Below are 18605 nucleotides of genomic sequence, written 5' to 3' on the forward strand. Positions count from 1 at the left end.
GATGGAAACGTTGTGGAGACTGCTTCAAGATCCGAACATGCAATGGATTTTTCTAAGCTGCACGCTGCTTGGCTTAAGCAGTGGCGTCATCGGCAGCTTCTCCTATTTGCGCAAGCAAAGCTTGATGGGCGATACGCTGGCTCATGCGGCGCTGCCCGGCATTTGTATTGCTTTTATGCTGACGGGCACAAAATCGCTGCTGTTTTTCCTGCTTGGAGCAGGGGCAGCTGGCCTTGTCGCTACGTTCGGCATCGGCTGGATTACGCGAAATTCGCGAATTAAGCATGATGCGGCAATGGGGATTGTGTTATCCAGCTTTTTCGGCTTCGGCATCGTATTATTAACGATTATCCAGCATGGCGAATACGGCAATCAATCGGGACTGGATAAGTTTTTATTCGGTCAGGCGGCTGCAATGGTTGGCTCCGATGTACTTACGATGTCGATTGTGAGTTTATCGCTCATCGCGATCTGTACGTTGTTTTTCAAGCAATTCAAGCTTGTATCCTTCGATCCCGGCTTTGCGCGCGGACTTGGCTATCCGGTTGCTCTAATTGAGCAATTGCTTATGTTTTTGATGGTCGTAGCTGTAGTTGTGGGTATTCAAGCGGTCGGTGTTGTGCTGGTGGCTGCGCTGATTATTACGCCGGCGGTGTCGGCTCGTTATTGGACGGATAAGCTTGGTTTTATGGTTGTCATCTCTGGCTTGTTCGGCGCTTTGAGCGGCGGAGTCGGCACGATTATTAGCTCGCTTGGCTCGAATTTGCCAACGGGTCCGCTGACTGTGCTTGCGGCAACGGCATTATTTTTGATTTCGATATTGTTTGGTCCTCGTAGAGGCCTGCTCGCCAAACGGCTGCTGCGGCTCAAAGTTGCACGTACCATCAAGGAGGAGCAAGGGCATAAGGAACGGCAGCTGGAAGGGGGAGCGGCGCTATGAGCGATTTTTGGATATTGCTGACGGGCTCGCTTGTCGCCAGCTGCTGCGGCATACTGGGAGCTTTTCTCGTATTGCGAAAAATGGCGATGATCGGCGATGCGATTAGCCACTCGGTTATGCCGGGCATCGTTATTGCTTTTCTGATCAGCGGTTCGCGTGATTCGCTCGTCATGATGCTGGCTGCTATGGCCTGCGGTTTGCTTGCGGTGTTCCTGATTCAGCTGTTTCAGCAAAGCGGCATTCAATCGGATGCTTCCATTGGCGTTGTATTTACCGCGATGTTCGCTACCGGGGTATTGCTGGTGAGCCTGTATGCCCGCCAGGTGCATCTCGATCAGGATGCAATTTTATATGGAGAAATAGCCTATGTGCACTGGAATACGTGGACGCTGAATGGCGTCAGTATGGGGCCGATAGCGGTTTGGCTGCTGGGCATTACGTTAACGGTCATTTTAGTCGTCATCGGGCTGTTCTACAAGCAGTTCAAGCTATGCGCCTTTGATCCTGCGCTTGCGGCTGCTTGCGGCATTCCCGTTGCCTTGTTCCATTATTTATTGATGGGGCTCGTGTCGATGGCGACGGTCAGCTCCTTCGAGAGCGTAGGGGCGATCCTCGTTGTCGGACTGCTGGTTATTCCTGCTGCGACCGCTTATTTATTAACGGAACGGCTGAGCGTCATGATCGCGATGAGCGCCGGTGTCGGCATCGTCAGCACGTTTATTGGTTATGGCATAGCAACTGTGCTTGATGCTTCGATTGCAGGCTGTATCGTTAGTGCTGCCGGTGTGCTGTTCATCTTGGCCCTGCTGTTCTCGCCTAGCCATGGCGTCATTTGGAAAAAATGGCGTTTGCGCCGTTTAGCACAATAGTACGCGTTATGCGAACTTTTCTTATGCTGCGTTTCATCACGCAGCAGTCATGAAGGCCAACCGTAAATTTGCGGTTGGCCTTTATTTTTTTGAAGTGGAGCAGGATCGTTTGGCTTACGCCCAAAATATGATAAAATGGCTGTATTGCATCAAGATATGATGTTATGCAGCAAATGCAGGAGGTAAAGATGGCAGATTATAAATTAGTAGCACTCGATATGGATGGGACGCTGCTGAATGAACTGAGTGAAATTAGCGATGAAAATGCGTTGTGGATTAGAAAGGCGCTTGATGCTGGTGTAACGGTCAGTTTTTCCACGGGACGCGGCTTCCGCAGCGCCTTGCCGTTTGCCGAGCAATTGCAGCTTGAAACGCCGATGATTACGGTAAATGGCGGAGAGATCTGGAAGAAGCCTCATGTGCTGCACCGCAGAGCGCTGCTTGATCCGGTATATGTAGAGCGGCTGCATAAAATTGCGCAGAAGCATGCGGGCACCTGGTTTTGGGCGTACAGCACGAAGGACATTTATAATTTGGAAAAATGGATTGCGCCAGCGGATGATTATGAAGCTCATCATTGGCTCAAATTTGGTTACTACACCGAAGATGATGTCGTACTTAAGAAGATTTACGAGGAAGTCAGCGAGTGGAATGCGCTTGAAATTACAAATTCCTCGACGAGCAACTGGGAGATGAATCCAAAAGGCATTACCAAAGCAACCGCGCTTAGCGAGCTTTGCGAGGTTATGGGCATTGACATGTCACAGGTCGTTGCAGTCGGGGACAGCTTGAACGATATTGCCGCTATTCGCGATGCCGGACTTGGCGTTGCTATGGGCAATGCCCAAGATGCTGTGAAAGAAGCGGCAGACGTGATTACGCTGTCGAATAATGAGCATGGCGTTGCCGAAATTATTAAGAAATATGTACTGAAGGGATGAAAACGGCTTGGACATCTTAGGCTGGTCTCTCGTTATCATTTTATTTATTGTCGGCATGGCGGGTACGGTGTATCCAATTTTGCCAGGGGCGCTTGCGATTTACGCCGCGTTTTTTGCTTATGGCCTGTGCATTACATTTGAGCCGTTCGGCTGGGTCTTTTGGACGCTCCAAACGCTCATTGTCGTGGTTTTGTTTGTGGCGGATTATGCGGTCAGCGCCTGGGGCGTCAAGCGATTTGGCGGCTCCAAGGCGTCTATAATCGGAAGTACCATCGGTCTTATTTTGGGACCATTCGTCATTCCGGCATTTGGTCTCATTATCGGCCCTTTCGTGGGCGCGGTCATCGGCGAGTTTTTTGTCGTTCAAGAGTGGAAGCATGCTGCAAAGGTAGGTATCGGCTCGCTTGTCGGGCTGCTGACTAGCGTTGTGGTGAAGGTTGTTTTGCAGTCCATCATGATTGTGCTCTTTATTGTTTGGCTGGTTGTTTAAAAACCTGAGATTGATGAAAATAGGCTGCGCTGCGTAAAAGGTTTGGTTTTCGATCGTTGTTGCTCTGAATTCATTTGAATATACCGCATTAGCGGTGTAAATTCAGAGGCACGGGAGTATGCTTACGATGCTGCTTTCCTACTAAAAGCTTTAGACGAACGCTCTGCTTCTCAAATCCCAACCTTTTACTCCACTCCGCCCTTTTCATCAAAAGGTTTCTACAACAAAGCAGCTCAGACAAGCCTTCGCTGTTGTAGGGGAGCATCAAAAACTTATAAGATCATACAAAAGACAAAACCTAAAAGACAAAACCATAACCTGTTAAGTTAAACATAGTCAACAACGTTTTGAATTCGTTTTATTATAATTGGGGGAGCTGACAATCAATGATTAAGGTGACGGTCTGGAACGAGTTTTTGCATGAGAAGGTGCATGAAGAGGTGCAGCGCATTTATCCGGATGGGATACATAATGCTCTGGCAGCCGGCATCGCCACCGATTCATTTGAAATCGCTACGGCTACACTCGATCAGCCAGAGCACGGGCTGACCGAAGAACGCCTGAACAACACGGATGTCCTGATCTGGTGGGGACATATGGGCCATGATCAAGTCGATGATGCGATTGTTGAACGTGTGCATGGGCGGGTCATGCAAGGCATGGGACTCATTGTCTTGCATTCCGGCCATTTTTCGAAAATCTTCAAAAAATTGATGGGCACTACCTGTGATCTAAAATGGCGCGAAGCAGGCGAGAAGGAACGGATCTGGACCGTTAATCCGGCCCATCCGATTGCGGCCGGATTACCTGAGTACATTACCATCGAGCATGAGGAAATGTACGGCGAGCATTTCGATATTCCCGCACCGGATGAGCTCATATTCTTGAGCTGGTTCGAGGGCGGCGAGGTGTTCCGCAGCGGCTGCACCTTCTATCGCGGCCAAGGAAAGATTTTTTACTTCCGCCCTGGTCATGAAACACACCCGACTTATTACAATGAACAAGTGCTCCAAGTGATCAAAAATGCGGTTCATTGGGCGAAGCCCTCAAACGCTGGTGTACCCTTCCGTGGCAATCACCAGCCACTTGAACTCATCGTGAAACCATAATCTTGCATTCGAAAGAGAGACATTCCCGCTATGAAGAAAGATTCACTTATTAAAGGAACGCTGATTTTAGCCATGGCCGCGCTGGTCGCCCGAGTGCTCGGTATTTTCCAGCGTGTGCCGCTGGAGCATATGCTGAGCAAAGAAGGCTTGGCGAGCTTTACCGTCTCCAACAATTTATATTTAACTTTACTTATTGTAGCAACAGGCGGTATCCCAAGCGCCATTAGCAAAATGGTATCCGAGCGTTACGCGCTCGGCCGTCAGCAGGAAGCGCAGCGCATTTATAAGGCGGCGCTTTTGTTCGGTTTGGTAACAGGACTCATCTTGTCTACATTATTGTATGTTTTTGCAGAGCAGCTAGCCGTTTCTCAAGATTTGCCTGATGCGGTATTTGCTATTCGGGCGATAGCGCCGACACTGCTCCTATTCCCTCTAATCGCCATGATGCGAGGTTACTTTCAAGGCCGACAGCTCATGATGGCGGGTGGGCTCTCACAAATTATGGAGCAAATTATGCGCGTTGTGGTCGGTGTCGGCCTGGCGATTCTCGTACTCGCTTGGGGCTGGGGAGATCAACTGGCAGCAGCAGCAGCGTCCTTCGGCAACTTTTTTGGAGCGATAGGGGCTATTGCGGTCATGATCTGGTACGCAATCAAGCTGCGCCGGACCGACAAGCTTGAAATGGATAAATGGACAGCGGACAGCGAAGCTGCAAATACGATCGTTTTACAAAAAACGGAAGCGTCCCATATTCCTTTTCGCACTATTTACCGGGAAATATTTTCGATTTCAATCCCGATTGTCGTTACCGCTATAACGGTTCAACTCATTTACATGGTCGATAATTACTTGCTCATGAAATTGAGAGCGGGAGTTTACAGCTATGATCAGGCAATTGAGATATTGGCGGATTTTGGGGGAAAAGCGCAATCCATTGCCGGCATTCCACCGATTTTGGCGATAGCGCTGAGCACTTCGATTATTCCGGTTATATCCTCTGCCTTTTCCGTGCGGAATATGTCAGAGGTTAATCGCCAAACGTCGCTCGTTATGCGTATTGTGCTGTTTACCGGCATTCCAGCGGCGCTGACGCTTGCAGTTCTGGCCTATTCGGTTACAGGGCTGCTGTTCACAGGACCGCAAGGCAGCGGCATTGTGGCGGCATTGACAGCGGGTACGATCTTCCAAGCGACGATGATGATCAGCAACTCGGTATTGTCCGGGCTTGGCAGGCCAAGGCTAGCGATGTATAACACCTTAATTGGCATTGGGCTCAAGCTGGTGGCCAGCTTCGTATTGGCTCCGATATTCGGTATTTATGGGCTTATTGCTGCATCAACGCTTTGTTTTATTTTTATTACCTGGTTTAATTTGCAATCGATTCGCACCTATGTGCAATTCAACGTGCTCGGACGCCGCTGGGTGCCTTATTTCGCGGCCGTACTCCTTTCCATGGCAGCAGGCTGGGGAATGGACAAAGGGCTCAGATGGCTGTTAGAAGACTTTGAGCTGCCGGCTAGGCTGACTTATCTGATCTCTCTCATGGTCGCTGGCGTCGTAATTGGCGGTTTGTATTTAGGCCTGCTTATCTTGCTGCGCGTCGTGACTGCGGAAGATGTGAAAACATTCCCAGGACCGCTTCGCAAGCTGTTTGCCAAGCTGTTCAGGCTGACTGGCCGCGCTGCGGTGTAAAACGCTTGTTTCCATACATTTACACTGGTCATAGGCTCATGTACAATGAAGAGGATTTTATTCATTTTTAATTTGTTGGCGAGAGGGGTCACGTACATTGAAAAAGCTGGGGAGCATAAAAAAAGGGGTCGCCCTGCTGCTGGCATTGGTGCTTGTGTTTGTTGCAGGCTGTCAGGCTATTAGCGGTGTCGATCTAAATAAGGCGATAACAAACTCGCTTAAGGTTACTTCTTATGAGGGCGAGCAGACGTTGTCACTGCAATTGAATTTGAGTGAGGAAGAACTTGAATATATGGACGAAGATGAACTCGCGATTATGAAATTGATCAACAGCGCAAAGCTTGAGCTTACAAACATCAAGGTACAGGATGACACACATGTATCTTACAGCGGCAAGCTTCTGCTGGCTGACACGATTTCCATAGGCTTCTCACTCAAAATGTCCGATACAACGGCAGTCGTAGAAATTGAAGGGGCGAAGCAGCCCTTTGTTCTGGATATGAGCGAAGCGGACCTGCCTTCGTTAATGGGGATTTCTGGCGCGATTGGGCAGTCCGTAACAGGTGGTTCGGCAGACGCTTCACTCGTAGAGCTGGGCAAAGAAGTTATCGATGCAGTAAGCGGCTATTTTATTAATAATTTGCCTAATCCCGATCAAATTTCAGTAAATGCGGTACAGGAAACGATTAATGGCCAATCGGTATCCTTGATGAAAGTGCATACGGAGCTGGATGGTCCAGCTATTTGGACATGGATTAAAAAATATGTCGGTGTTCTCGTAAGCGACCGTGCGGGTCTGGACAATATGGTTAAAGGCTTCGTTGAAGTGCTTTCCAGCCATCCAGAAGTATGGGAAGCGATTGGTGAAGTTAATCCTTTTGACCAACCGGTAGTGCTTGATGGCCCTACCCAAGAGGATACGATTAAAGAACTTGCAGACAGCCTTGCCGAAGAGCTTGCATACTTGCAGGAGGAGCTGCAAGCGCTGGAAGAAGAGGAGGACGGCTATTTCCTGGAATCTGTCTTCAACAAGAATACATCGCTCAAGACAGATGTTTATGTGGACAGCAAGCTGGACATTCGCAAGCAAGTAGTCGAGGCAACCATTACGCTTGGCGATATCGAGCCTGAGTCGCAAATGAGCATCGTCATTCGCTCCGAAAGCCAAAAATGGAATGTGAACGAAGCGGTGAAGGCGGACGCTCCTGTCGTGAGCGAGAATGCCATTGATCTGGATGATATGTACGACTTGAATGGCTATGAAACGCTGCAATGGTTTGACAAAAGCTCAAATGCTTATGATCTGCTAAAAAACACGTTCCATGTAGGTGTCCAGACGGCTACGTTATATACACAGGATTATGGCAATCCGCCGATTATAACCCCTACGAATATTACACTTGTGCCTTTGCGCGATGTGGCGGAGCAGCTTGGCGCTACGATTTCTTACAACAAGAAGACGAAGCAGCTGACGCTGTTTGACAAAGCGACTGATACGACGATTACAGTGAAAAATAGCAGCGATACCGTCATTGTGAATGGCAAGTCGGTGAAATGGTCCTATCCGGCAACTACTGTAAGAGGTACGGTTTATGTTCCTGCCCGCAACCTTGCGAAGTCGCTTGGCGCATCTTTGAAATGGGAATCTTATTATGACACAGAGAAATATTTAGTCATTGAACGTGAAGTTGGATAAGAAGGAGGAATGAACAAATGATTAAATTAACGACAGATGCTTCTTTCCGAGAAGCTGTGCAAGCCGATGAACTGACGGTTATCGTATTCAAAACAACGTGGTGCAAAGATTGCCATTACATTGAGCCTTTTATGCCGGAGCTTGAGCAGCAATATAAGGGCAAAGCTGTTTTTTATGAAATCGACCGCGATGATTTGCCGGATCTATCCTCCGAGCTGAACATTCTCGGCATTCCAAGCTTCCTTGCTTTTCGCAAAGGCCAGGAGGTTGTGCGGTTCGTCAATAAGCTTCGGAAGTCGCGTGAGGAGATCGAACAGTTTGTCGATCGCGCCTTGCAAGTAAGCGATGCTTTGGCGGAAAACCAATAAGCACAATTTGCAAAGTCCGTGCGGCGCCGTCGCACGGATTTTTTTATGGTCACAGAAGCATCATAATTAGAGCCTTGATGGACAAGTGTCACATTTTCAACATGGCTTTTGGCATATTTTATGGCTATAATGAGTGGTAATTCAAACGAAAAAAGGTGATTGTACGAATGGTTTCAAGCCGTTTTCGCAAATTTTCAGTTGCAACATCTCTAGGCATGCTAATCATACTGCTGAACGGTGCATTGGTTACGAACATGGATGCTGGCAGAGGCTGTGGAGATGACTGGCCATTATGTCATGGTAAATTTATACCAGCCTATACATTAGAATCGTTTATCGAATACACGCACAGGCTTACAACAGGTATTGAAGGAATTTTGGTCGTGGGCATGTTCATTGCATCGTTTCTTTTGTTTAAACGCAACAAAATCGCCTACAAGCAGCCTCTCGTATTCGCAAGCAGCTCTTTGTTTTTCACCATCTTACAAGCTTTGATGGGCGCTGCTGCTGTCAAATGGCCGCAATCGCCTTGGGTGATGGCGATTCATTTTGGCATATCGCTTATGGCATTCGCCTCGACGCTACTGCTCGTCTTTTGGGTATATCGCAATCGTGATGGACAAGCGGTCGAGTTTTCAGTGCCAAGATCGTTTTTTCCACGGCTCTTGGGGCTAGCGGTATACATTTATGTTGTCATTTATTTAGGCGCTTATATTCGTCATACGGATTCCGGTGGAGGCTGTCTGGACTGGCCGCTTTGCAACGGGAAAGTCATACCTGATTTTGAAGGGGCCGAGACGATCGTATTCATCCATCGGATAGGTGCCGTTATATTGTCTCTTGCAATCGCTGGCGTATTCGTGCATATTCGCAGGAAAAGCAGAGCAAATGAGGGACTTGCACCAATGGCTAAGCTCGCGCTCATTCTCGTGCTGACGCAAGTGTTAAGCGGGGCTCTGCTCACATTGACGATTACAAATTCAAACTGGTTTGTTTTTACAAATTTATTGCATAATCTCATTGTTAGTGCTCTATTCGGCGTTATAATGGATATGTTGGTGCGTTCTTGGAGGCTGCGGGAAGGCGCTAGATAGCCAGGGGAAGGGACGGAGACACACGATGTTGCGATTTCTGTTTGACGAGCCAGAGCGGGCATTAGAGGGACGACACGGTGAGACGGTACGTTTAATGGAGCAGTTTATATCGCAGCTTCAGGGCAAGGTAGAGGCGGGCAAGGATGTGGATCATAAGCTTCGGACGTATGAGATATGGACGCGTGGTTTGATTTCTTCCTTAAATGAGCTGGAGCAAAGCCATTATGCAACCATTCGCTTCAAGCAGAAAATCAAATCCAGCTCAGTCAGCCAAATGCAATCTGATGAGTATCTTATGTACCAGCGTTATGTTTATTTTGACAAAAATGCGTTCATTCGCGTATTCGCTTTGCTTGATAAAATAGGCATTTTGCTCAACGATTTGCTCGCCATGAAGACAGAGCGGATTAAACCGCATTTTTCCTTTTTTACGGTGCTGCGGAATATGCGGGATCGCGGTGTCCATCGGACGCTGACAGGAGGCCTTGATGAGGTCAAAGGCTTAACGCAGGAGCCAATGGCCCGCCTGAGAAAACGGCGCAATGCCGAAATCCATTATATGAATTCTGAAATGCTCGATGATCTTGTTCAAAGCCATAAAGGCTATGGACTTGAAGTAAAGCTTGAAAACATCATGGCGCAGTCACAGGACCTGGCGGCTGGAGTAGCAATGGTGACCGACACTTTATATCTTACGTTCCAGTACGCTTGCGGTTATATACGAAAAAGATAATTGATTCGTAATCGCAAGGAGGAAGCACAATTGGAGTTGAATGGAAAAACGGCGCTTGTAACAGGAAGCGCCAAAGGGCTTGGCAAAAGAACCGCATTGCAGCTTGCGAAGCAGGGCAGTCATATCGTCATTAATTATTTTAAGAGCGAGCAGGAAGCCCAGCAAACGAAAAAAGAGATCGAACAACTCGGCGTAAGCGCTACCATTGTGCAGGCCGATCTTTCAACGACGGAGGGCGCAACGAAGCTGGCTGATGAAGCGGCAAACTGGAGAGGCGGCATTGATATTTTGGTCAACAATGCGGGGCCATTTGTCAGGGAGCGGCGGCTGTTTGCCGACTATGAGATTGCCGCCATATCAGACATGCTAAACAGCAATTTGCTCAGCGTTATGCTGCTGGACCATAAGCTGCTTTCAGGCATGCGCAGCCGTGGCTGGGGAAGGATCATTCATTTCGGGTTTGGACACGCGGGTGAAGCGCGGTCATGGCCTCACCGAGCTGTATATGCAGCAGCCAAAACCGGACTCGTTTCCTTTACGAAATCGCTTGCCGTTGAAGAAGCTGCCCATGGCATTACCGTCAATATGATTGGGCCTGGCGACATTCGCGGAGCGAACAAGGAACGGATGATCGCAGAGGTAGAAGGCCAGGAGGATGAGGAATCGCCGCTTGGCAGACCCGGAACAGGAGAAGATGTTGCCCGGGTGATCACCTTTCTATGCGAACGGCGGTCGGACTTTTTAACGGGGAATATTATTAATGTGACGGGCGGATTTGATCCGATTCGTCCTAATATTAAAGGACTGTGAATAAAAATAGATGCAAGTGCTTGCCCGCAGCTGAATAGAACAAGCAAAGCAAGAAAGCCCGGTTGTCCTCAGAGGACACCGGGCTTTCTTGCTTTAGTGTACGCTTAAAATACTTGAACGACTTCGACTACGCCCTCAACCTCTTCAAGCAGTGCGCGCTCAATACCAGCTTTCAGCGTGATGGTGGAGCTTGGGCAGCTGCCGCATGCACCCATCAGGCGAAGCTTAATGATTCCGTCCTCAACGTCTACGAGCTCAACGTCTCCTCCATCGCGCTGCAGGAACGGACGCAATTTATCCAGTACGTCCAATACTTCATCGTACATTGTGCTTTGTGCTTGTTCACTCATTGCAATCATCTCCTTTCTGTCTTATTATAGTACAAAGTCGTGCAATTGAAAATGGATACCTACAGCAAGGTAAGGTGTAAAGCTTATGTTTAAGACAATGATTGAATATTGTACAAGCAATGCCCACCATGGAACCGTGGACATTATGCAGAAATTTGAGCAAGAAGATCTCTACGAAATTACAGAATATGGCTGCCTCGGCAACTGCGGTGAATGCTACTTAAAGCCATTTGCCCTCGTTGAGGGGGAAATTGTCGCCGCCGATACCATTGATGAATTATATGGCAAAATTCATGAAGCTATTATTCGCCAAGAGACCGATCGTGACGCTCTTGACAAGCTGCTGGACGATCTTTAACCGAAGTGGCGCTTGGACCGCCATAAAATGCCACTTTTTACGAGGCGTGGTACACGGCCCATAAGCGGTGTGCCGCCCATAATGCCGAAGCCGCTCTTTTTGCCGAGCGAACCGAGAACGCCCTTGAGCTTGATTTTGCCGAGCCGGGGCGTTTTGTCATGCCAAATGGCCTGCATCACTTCAGCAATTTGTTTGCCTTGCGCGCCGGCCGCCTGTCCGCTTGGAGAGAATGGCAGTGCAGCACAATCTCCGACAATGAATACGCCGCTGTGGGAAGGGAGCTGATGATGCTCATCAATAATCAGCCTTCCTTGATTATCCTTCGGCAAATCCAGACGCTGCACAATCGGCACCGGCTGAATGCCTGCCGTCCATACCGTTACATCGCTCAGCAGCGGCTTGCTGGAATTATGATCGTGCAGGACGCCCTGCTCAAGCTTGGAGAGGGATACATTGCCGAGCATTTCCACTTCATGGCCTTTAAACCATTCCGCGACGAACAATTGCAGCTTGCCTGGGAAAGCAGACATGACGCCCGCGCCGCGGTCAATAATGCGAATGTTCAAATCCGGACGGCTTTCGCGCAGCTCGGCAGCTACTTCAACGCCGCTGAGTCCGCCGCCTACGATTGACACCTGTCCGTATGGCTTGACGTCATTAAGCTGTTGATACGTTTTGCGTGCCGCAGAAAACGTCTGAATGCTCGTAGAGAACGCCTCTGCTCCTTCAATGCCATGGTATTTGTCCGTACAGCCAAGGCCAATGACGAGCCAGTCGTAGGAGATCGGGTCTTGCTGCTCCAGATAAACCAGCTTATTTTCAAGATCAAGATTGTCAACTTCGCCATAAACGGTGCTGACTCGCGAGTCCACCGGGAACTTGACGCGCAGCTCAAGGTCAGACACGGTACCGGCAGCTAGAGCATAATATTCTGTCTTCAGGCCTTGGAACGGCATGCGGTCAATAAGAACGATAGACACATCCAGTGGAATATGCTTCTCGATCAGTTCTTCAACAATGGCCAGGCCGCCGTAGCCGCCTCCTAAAATTACCAATTTTCTCATTTACGCCTCAACCCCGCATTATAATTAATCTGATCAGTCATGGATGCTGCAAGGGTGTGCATGTAAACCGGAAGCCAGTCCTGCGCTTTGCATACACGCCTTAATATATGTGATTGGTCAGTTGATTACTCATAGATCTTAATTTCGTTGTAGAACGTATCGCGTTCAACCGGAACGCGTCCGGCGCCTTTAATCAGCCAAATCAAATCCTCACGAGTAATTCCTTCTGGTGTAAGTGCGCCTGCGGCGTGGCTAATGCGCTCCTTCACAATCGTGCCGTGAGCATCGGAAGCGCCCATCGTCAGTGCGACTTGCGTCAGCTGCGTGCCAATATTTATAAAGTAAGCTTTGATATGCTGGAAGTTATCGAGCATGAGACGGCTAATCGCGATCGTCTTCAAATCCTCGAAAGCGGAGTTGCGGCGTCTAATACCCGCTTTAGGATTTATCGGCTGCATGGACAAAGGAATGAAGACCAAGAAGCCATTTGTTTCATCCTGCAGCTCGCGAATTTGAATCATATGCCTTACGCGGTCCTCTTTGCTCTCAATGGAGCCGTACAGCATCGTTGTATGTGTTTTTAACCCTAGGTTGTGCGCCGTGCGATGAACATCAAGATACTGCGACACGTCGGCTTTCGTTACGCGCATTTTTTTGCGGTATTGGTCAGACAAAATTTCGGCTCCGCCGCCTGTCAGGGATTTCAGCCCGGCTTTCATCAGTTCCTGCAGCACTTCTTTATATGTCAAACCGCTAATCCGCGAGAAAAAATCAATTTCCGCCGCTGTATAAGCTTTCAGCGTGACATCGGGATATTGCTTATGCAAAGCTTTTAGAGAATCGACATAATATTGAAAAGGCACATGCTGGTTATGGCCGCCAACAATGTGGAATTCGCGTACGCCCGGGTGAATATGCTGCTCCACGTATTCAATCATTTGCTCCCCAGTCAGCGTGTAGGAGCCAGGCTCGCCTTCATCTTTGCGGAAGTTGCAAAATGCGCAATGCGCTTCACATACATTCGTGAAATAAAGGCTCATATTTTCGATAAAATAAACCTTATTGCCATTTTTGCGCAAATTCGCTTCGTTCGCGAGTTGGCCAATCGTCAGCAAATCGTCTGACTCATAAAGAAATACGCCATCCTCCAGCGTCAGCCGTTGCCCATTTCGAACTTTGTCAATAATTTCCTGCATGCGCTTCTGTTCTGTAGGTACCGCGATAAACATATCGGCATCCTCCTTCATTTTTTCCAAGTGGTATTGCTATTAAAAAGACATAAAGGCCGGCGAATGCGATCGTCAGCCACAATCGGGTCAACCTCAGATAAGGACATCACTGTCGGTACTGATTGGGCTAATTGTGAAAAAAATAACTTGCTGATCCGATTTTGTTGAAAATATAAGACTGGTATAAGTGATCCGTTTATGTCAGGCTTATATTTCTACGTGAAACGAAGCTTTACTGGTTAAGTATAGCTCAGTCGTTTACGCTTGAGATGACATTATTATAAACCTCTATTGTTGCAGCGGCAACTATTAAGTCATAGCTTTGCCATATAAGGAAGCGGGCAAAGTACTCTTGAGCTGTTTCGTGAAGAGGAGTATACTAGACGTATAAGTATGCATTAGAATCGTATTTTGCAGGGAGGTAATGAATGATGATTACAATCAGTGAATCGGCAACTGATAAAATAAAAGAAATGCTGGAATCGGAGGGAACTCCGGAAATGTTCCTGCGCATCGGTGTGAAGGAAGGCGGCTGCAGCGGCTTTTCCTACAGCATGGGTTTTGATGATGAGCAGTCTGCGGAAGATCAGGAAATGGATATGACGGGTCTGAGAGTCGTCGTTGACCAAAGCAGCCTGCGCTATCTGAACGGCCTGGAGATCGATTGGAAGGAATCCGCTATGGGCGGGGGGTTCACGATCGAAAACCCGAATGCGAGCGCTACATGTGGCTGTGGAAGCAGCTTCCGCACAGCGACCGACGCGGGCAAGCCTGCTGAAGCTGGCGAGTGCTAAACCATTTTTGATCAGCTTGGTTAAATGAGCGGGTATGTCTTTTAAATTCTTACTTCAGATGGCACCGGAAGAAGCCGTCATAGCCTCAAGTTCCCTGACGAAGTTCCGCAAGTTGCGGTAAAAAAACCTCGACCTTCAAGTCGACACGCACTATTTTGATGTGGAACTTTGCAAACGATGCCTGCTGAAAGAAGGCTGCTATAAAGGCATGCCAATACAAGGTACTATGGCGGTATTCGCAGTCAATTTAAAGCGGAGATTGAAAATAGCAGACTAAAAACCAGCAGTAAAAATTATAAAATGCGGCACCTCTCCGAAAAATCCGGAGCAGGTGCCGCATTTTTGCCTACCGCATGGAAATAACCAAAAAACCTTAAGTTCTTCAGTGGCCTCGCCAATCGGCTGCTCTTTTTTTAAATATAAGCATGTATAGGTTTCTCACTTATACATACTTATATTCCACCCTCGAAACAGTAGCTTTACCGCCAGAGGAGGCGACAGCCGTTTCACCTTGAAATATAGGAGAGGATGTCGTAACGCTATCCTTTCTCTATATTTCTCGGAATGAAACGCGCCGCGCCACCAGAGGAGGCGACAGCCGTTTCACCTTGATTAAAAAATTTGCTCTTCCATGTGACAATATCTGTATGAACAGCCGATAACATATATAAGAGACGAAATAAAACTTTTGTAAGATGGGGACGAGGTTATGGAGCAGGAAAAAACGACGGAAGCGTTATTGCGCAATACGCGAATTGGCGACGTTTACCAGGTGAAGCAGGCCATTCATCAAAGCGAGCTTTCCATTGTCTATAAAGCGCGGCAGACGGAGACGGGCGAGCTGAAGCTTATTAAGGAGTTTTTCCCCCAGCAGCTGGCGAGGCGAAAGGCGGATCATATAACGGTAGGCTTCGGGCCGGCCTTTGCCGAGAAATTTCGCGAGCTGCTTTGCGTCTTTGCGCAGGAAGCGATTATTTTGAAGAAGCTGAGCCATCCGCAAATTGTAGGCTACACGGATTATATAGAAGCAAATGGCACCGCGTATTTAGTTACGGAGTTTTGCCGCGGCCTCACGCTGGAGCATTATTTGCAGCAGGAGGACGTCTCCCGAGCGCAGCCAGAGCTGCTGTCGATTGCTGGCGGAGTAGTAGGCGCGCTGAAATATGTGCATGATCAGGGCATCATTCACCGCGATGTAAAGCCGGGCAATATTATGATTGACGAAGCTGGCGGGGTGAAACTGATTGATTTTGGCTCAGCGATTCCTTATGGGAATCCTGGAAAGCAGCTTATTTTTACTTCAAGCGGCTATTCGCCGTTGGAGTTTTATTCGGAAACGTCGCGTCAGGAGCCCGTATCCGATATTTATAGTTTAGCGGCAACGCTTTATTATATTTTTGCAGGGAAAGCGCCGCTGGATGTCAGGCAGCGCCTGTTCGAGGATAATCTTGCTGCGGTAAGATCGTACAACCATCGCCGCATTAGCGCTCCCTTCGATAAGCTGATCCACTGGGGACTTGCGATGTCGCCGGAGAAAAGATGCCGCTCTCTCGGCTGGTTCACTATGGCACTCCGCTGGGAAAGCCTATTAACAGCTGGCAAGAAGCGGGACAGGCAGCTTTAGCGGGCAAAAAAAAGCATCGTTTCTTCTATTATAAACAGTAAAGCAGCAGCATGAAAAAGCGTCTATGACAACAAATTGTCTTAGGCGCTTTTTCATTTTGACCTCGTTATATAAGCTTTATAATAAAAGTTAAATGATAAAGCCTCGATAAAGCCTCATTCGCTGGCTCAATCCGGCCGAGTAAAAATATTCGTATTCGCCTTAATTGGCTTGTAGCGCAGCTCGATCTCCGTAATGCCGTCCTCGAACGTAATATAGAGCTTGTCGCCATATTGCAGCGGTTCTTTGCGGTCTTTGCGCAGCGCGGTTTTGCCGCGTACGAGCGTACAGCGCGACGTATGCTTCACGAACAGCGTTCCTTTTTTTCCTGCATAAAAGGTAATTGCAGCTGCTTCAGGCAGCGGCTCATTAATATCAAGCGAATGGAAAAGCTGCTGCAGCGTAATGGAATGCTGCGGGAATGAAGTCAGCGGCCAATACGTCACCGGAATCTCATTGCCGCTCGCGGTATTCAGGAAGAAGCCTTCTAGTCTGCCAGCAAAAGGCGGCTTCGGACGCAAGACGAAATAAAGCACCGTTCCAATAATCGCGAGTATCAGTACACTAACTGCAATTTGAAGGTACAGCGTCCAGACGGACGTTACTTCCACTTTAATCGTCCGCGTCAGCGTCCCGCCATCCGTGTCTGCCGCTTCAATAACCAAGTCAGACGTTCCGGTTTTGAGCGGCTCCAGCTGCAGGATGCCATCTGCTGTAATAGCAGCATCATAGCGGTTAGAAGCAGTAGTGGACGCAAGCTTGAAGGTTAAGGGATCATTGTTCGGATCCGCGAACAATGTGCTTAACGCGATGTCAGAGCCGCCATCTTCCTTGCTCAGCTTGATGCGGCCATCACCTGCCTCTACTGGAGGCAAATTATTAACGGTTAGCGGGCCGCCGGGCATCACGCGGTAGAAATCCGGTCCTTCCATTCGCACGCGCCAGCTGTAATTGCCTGAGATCGGGAAGCGATAGCCAGCCTCCAGCTTATCCTCAGTCAAAGTCATCGGAATTTCCTCTGATTTTTTCGTATCTTTGTTAGTAATCGTAAGCACCGCTTTGACCGTTGCATAAAAATCGGCATCTGCCAGCGGCGAGCCGTCCGGATGGAATAGCTGTGTTTCGAAAGGTGTAGGCTGGCCCTTCACAATATCCTTATTAGAAGACAGCTTTGCCTCACCATTCAGCTCATAGTTGGCCAAAACATAAATTTTAACCAGGTCGCCCGAGACGCCGCGGAATTTCAAGTTAAAGGTGCCTTTGAGCGGCGACGTAATTTTCAAAATCGTATATTTGCTCGAATTGTACATCCGAATATTGCTCGATTGATAAAAGAGCTGCGTCTCATTGATCGGTTTCTCCGAAATGAGAATAATGTTGGCCTCGCTCATGCTCCCGTTTGCTATCGTGACTGGAACTTCCTGCAAGCTGCCTTTCGCTGTCAAAGCGGCAACGGGGAGCAAAATCGATTGCACCTGATCAGCATAAATCTGGTTGAAAATTTCCGGCAAATCCTCGGCGCTGCTTGTCATAAACGATTTGCCGCCCGTTTCTTTCGCAATGCGGGCAAGCTCCGCCTTATTGACCGTGCCATCATGATTAAGCCCAATCGTATAAACTGGGAAGCCATTTTTCTTCGCAAGATTGATTGCTGCGGTTACATCTTCCCCTGAATCCTGTACCGTGCGGTTGCTGGAGTAGATGCCGAGATCTGTAGCCCCGTCAGATAAAAGCACAACATAGGCTTGGCTGTCTTCCTTGCGCTGCTCGGCGAGCATATTCGTGCCCTTGAGCAGGCCAAGTCCAATATCGGTATAACCTTTGCGCTTCAGCGACTCAATCGAGCTTTTCAAGCGGGTGCGCTTCTCCTTGACCGACATATCCGTCAGCGGCTGGCTGTCCACAATCGAATGGTTGTAGGCGACGTATCCGATGCGCGTACGCTCGGCCTCGCTCATATCCATCAGCATATGGATAACTTCGGCAGACGTATTGCCTGGGTCGGTTTCCGTCATGGAGTAGCTTGTATCCAAAACAAACATCGCATCAAATTGGTTGGTCGGTGGAGCAGCTTCCGCGGCGACGGAAGGTGGGAGGGAAACAGAGAGACTTAGCAATAAGCTGCCTATGCATAAAAATAGCAAAGATCGTATAAATGGTTTTTTTATCATAATTGTATGTATAATCCCTTTCTTTATAGTTATTTATGGGTTGAATAATTGATCGAATATGGAAGAATAGGACGGCGCGAAGGCGGTTATAGGGCGGTCGGCTTATGGGAAAAACGAAGTGATTTACAATTGTTTGGGTATTACCCTAAGAATGTTATCGGAATCCATCTAAAAATTAGTAATAGATTTCGAAAAATAGCGACTTTAGTTCTATTTATTATTATAAATAAGTCT

The 18605-nt window shown here is 48.3% G+C and carries 18 protein-coding genes; 14 read left to right on the forward strand and 4 right to left on the reverse strand.

Translation table 11 applies throughout. The annotated features are described in order from the left end of the window. Position 1: 1 nt before the first annotated feature. The 11 genes from ABEW34_RS16095 (at position 2) to ABEW34_RS16145 (ending at position 10742) form a co-directional block, all read left to right on the forward strand. Positions 2-940 carry a metal ABC transporter permease gene (locus tag ABEW34_RS16095; RefSeq protein WP_430160188.1) on the forward strand — a complete coding sequence of 313 codons (939 nt, stop codon included), beginning with the start codon at positions 2-4 and terminating at the stop codon, positions 938-940. Beyond that, positions 937-1809 carry a metal ABC transporter permease gene (locus ABEW34_RS16100; protein ID WP_430160189.1) on the forward strand — a complete coding sequence of 291 codons (873 nt, stop codon included), beginning with the start codon at positions 937-939 and terminating at the stop codon, positions 1807-1809. Before ABEW34_RS16095 ends, ABEW34_RS16100 begins: the two co-directional genes overlap by 4 nt. Before the next feature lie 188 nt (positions 1810-1997). Next, positions 1998-2750, forward strand: a complete 753-nt coding sequence (locus ABEW34_RS16105) for a Cof-type HAD-IIB family hydrolase (RefSeq protein WP_430160190.1) — start codon at positions 1998-2000, stop codon at positions 2748-2750. Between the two features lie 7 nt (positions 2751-2757). Then, complete coding sequence (locus tag ABEW34_RS16110) at positions 2758-3240, forward strand: DUF456 domain-containing protein (RefSeq protein WP_338554993.1); 483 nt, start codon at positions 2758-2760, stop codon at positions 3238-3240. Positions 3241-3626: 386 nt separating this feature from the next. Next, positions 3627-4349: a ThuA domain-containing protein gene (locus ABEW34_RS16115; protein ID WP_430160191.1), complete on the forward strand. Its 723-nt coding sequence runs from the start codon at positions 3627-3629 to the stop codon at positions 4347-4349. 30 nt (positions 4350-4379) lie between these two features. Beyond that, a complete protein-coding gene (locus ABEW34_RS16120; protein WP_430160192.1) occupies positions 4380-6041 on the forward strand; it encodes a putative polysaccharide biosynthesis protein in 1662 nt (553 codons plus the stop codon). 97 nt (positions 6042-6138) lie between these two features. Beyond that, positions 6139-7737 (forward strand): copper amine oxidase N-terminal domain-containing protein, encoded by a 1599-nt coding sequence (locus tag ABEW34_RS16125; RefSeq protein WP_430160193.1) that lies wholly within the window; start codon positions 6139-6141, stop codon positions 7735-7737. 17 nt (positions 7738-7754) lie between these two features. After that, positions 7755-8105: a thioredoxin family protein gene (locus ABEW34_RS16130; protein ID WP_430160194.1), complete on the forward strand. Its 351-nt coding sequence runs from the start codon at positions 7755-7757 to the stop codon at positions 8103-8105. 167 nt (positions 8106-8272) lie between these two features. Then, positions 8273-9199 (forward strand): COX15/CtaA family protein, encoded by a 927-nt coding sequence (locus ABEW34_RS16135; protein ID WP_430160195.1) that lies wholly within the window; start codon positions 8273-8275, stop codon positions 9197-9199. A gap of 25 nt (positions 9200-9224) precedes the next feature. Further along, positions 9225-9932, forward strand: a complete 708-nt coding sequence (locus ABEW34_RS16140) for a Cthe_2314 family HEPN domain-containing protein (RefSeq protein WP_430160196.1) — start codon at positions 9225-9227, stop codon at positions 9930-9932. A gap of 36 nt (positions 9933-9968) precedes the next feature. Continuing rightward, positions 9969-10742 (forward strand): SDR family oxidoreductase, encoded by a 774-nt coding sequence (locus ABEW34_RS16145; protein ID WP_430160227.1) that lies wholly within the window; start codon positions 9969-9971, stop codon positions 10740-10742. A gap of 104 nt (positions 10743-10846) precedes the next feature. Here ABEW34_RS16145 and ABEW34_RS16150 read toward each other — a convergent pair whose 3' ends face one another. Continuing rightward, a complete protein-coding gene (locus ABEW34_RS16150) occupies positions 10847-11092 on the reverse strand; it encodes a NifU family protein (protein WP_046228577.1) in 246 nt (81 codons plus the stop codon). An 85-nt stretch (positions 11093-11177) separates the two neighbouring features. Between ABEW34_RS16150 and ABEW34_RS16155 the strand changes: the two genes are divergently transcribed. Beyond that, entirely contained in the window at positions 11178-11450 is a 273-nt protein-coding gene (locus ABEW34_RS16155; RefSeq protein ID WP_056039283.1) for a YuzB family protein, read from the forward strand. Here the strand turns inward: ABEW34_RS16155 and ABEW34_RS16160 are convergent. Continuing rightward, entirely contained in the window at positions 11447-12514 is a 1068-nt protein-coding gene (locus ABEW34_RS16160; RefSeq protein WP_430160197.1) for an NAD(P)/FAD-dependent oxidoreductase, read from the reverse strand. The two genes, ABEW34_RS16155 and ABEW34_RS16160, sit on opposite strands and share 4 nt — an antisense overlap. 125 nt (positions 12515-12639) lie before the next feature. Continuing rightward, complete coding sequence (gene mqnE / locus ABEW34_RS16165) at positions 12640-13743, reverse strand: aminofutalosine synthase MqnE (RefSeq protein WP_430160198.1); 1104 nt, start codon at positions 13741-13743, stop codon at positions 12640-12642. A 431-nt stretch (positions 13744-14174) separates the two neighbouring features. On the opposite strand from mqnE, the gene ABEW34_RS16170 reads away from it, so the two are divergent. Beyond that, positions 14175-14537, forward strand: a complete 363-nt coding sequence (locus ABEW34_RS16170; protein ID WP_430160228.1) for a HesB/IscA family protein — start codon at positions 14175-14177, stop codon at positions 14535-14537. A 709-nt stretch (positions 14538-15246) separates the two neighbouring features. Continuing rightward, on the forward strand, positions 15247-16161 hold the full coding sequence (locus tag ABEW34_RS16175; RefSeq protein WP_430160199.1) for a serine/threonine protein kinase: 915 nt from the start codon (positions 15247-15249) through the stop codon (positions 16159-16161). 167 nt (positions 16162-16328) lie between these two features. On the opposite strand, the gene ABEW34_RS16180 is transcribed toward ABEW34_RS16175, so the two are convergent. Continuing rightward, entirely contained in the window at positions 16329-18371 is a 2043-nt protein-coding gene (locus tag ABEW34_RS16180; protein WP_430160200.1) for a vWA domain-containing protein, read from the reverse strand. Positions 18372-18605: the final 234 nt, after the last annotated feature.

It is taken from the genome of Paenibacillus algorifonticola (genome assembly GCF_050481745.1).
In the GTDB taxonomy this organism is placed as follows: Bacteria; Bacillota; Bacilli; order Paenibacillales; family Paenibacillaceae; genus Pristimantibacillus; species Pristimantibacillus algorifonticola_A.

Excerpts from the sequence above, each read along its gene's own strand:
- ABEW34_RS16100 (WP_430160189.1), top strand. The coding sequence starts at position 937 with ATGAGCGATTTTTGGATATTGCTGACGGGCTCGCTTGTCGCCAGCTGC.
- ABEW34_RS16170 (WP_430160228.1), top strand. The coding sequence starts at position 14,175 with ATGATTACAATCAGTGAATCGGCAACTGATAAAATAAAAGAAATGCTG.
- ABEW34_RS16150 (WP_046228577.1), bottom strand. The coding sequence starts at position 11,092 with ATGAGTGAACAAGCACAAAGCACAATGTACGATGAAGTATTGGACGTA.
- ABEW34_RS16180 (WP_430160200.1), bottom strand. The coding sequence starts at position 18,371 with ATGATAAAAAAACCATTTATACGATCTTTGCTATTTTTATGCATAGGC.
- ABEW34_RS16115 (WP_430160191.1), top strand. The coding sequence starts at position 3,627 with ATGATTAAGGTGACGGTCTGGAACGAGTTTTTGCATGAGAAGGTGCAT.
- ABEW34_RS16095 (WP_430160188.1), top strand. The coding sequence starts at position 2 with ATGGAAACGTTGTGGAGACTGCTTCAAGATCCGAACATGCAATGGATT.
- ABEW34_RS16135 (WP_430160195.1), top strand. The coding sequence starts at position 8,273 with ATGGTTTCAAGCCGTTTTCGCAAATTTTCAGTTGCAACATCTCTAGGC.
- ABEW34_RS16120 (WP_430160192.1), top strand. The coding sequence starts at position 4,380 with ATGAAGAAAGATTCACTTATTAAAGGAACGCTGATTTTAGCCATGGCC.
- mqnE (WP_430160198.1), bottom strand. The coding sequence starts at position 13,743 with ATGTTTATCGCGGTACCTACAGAACAGAAGCGCATGCAGGAAATTATT.
- ABEW34_RS16130 (WP_430160194.1), top strand. The coding sequence starts at position 7,755 with ATGATTAAATTAACGACAGATGCTTCTTTCCGAGAAGCTGTGCAAGCC.
- ABEW34_RS16155 (WP_056039283.1), top strand. The coding sequence starts at position 11,178 with ATGTTTAAGACAATGATTGAATATTGTACAAGCAATGCCCACCATGGA.
- ABEW34_RS16160 (WP_430160197.1), bottom strand. The coding sequence starts at position 12,514 with ATGAGAAAATTGGTAATTTTAGGAGGCGGCTACGGCGGCCTGGCCATT.
- ABEW34_RS16175 (WP_430160199.1), top strand. The coding sequence starts at position 15,247 with ATGGAGCAGGAAAAAACGACGGAAGCGTTATTGCGCAATACGCGAATT.
- ABEW34_RS16105 (WP_430160190.1), top strand. The coding sequence starts at position 1,998 with ATGGCAGATTATAAATTAGTAGCACTCGATATGGATGGGACGCTGCTG.
- ABEW34_RS16140 (WP_430160196.1), top strand. The coding sequence starts at position 9,225 with ATGTTGCGATTTCTGTTTGACGAGCCAGAGCGGGCATTAGAGGGACGA.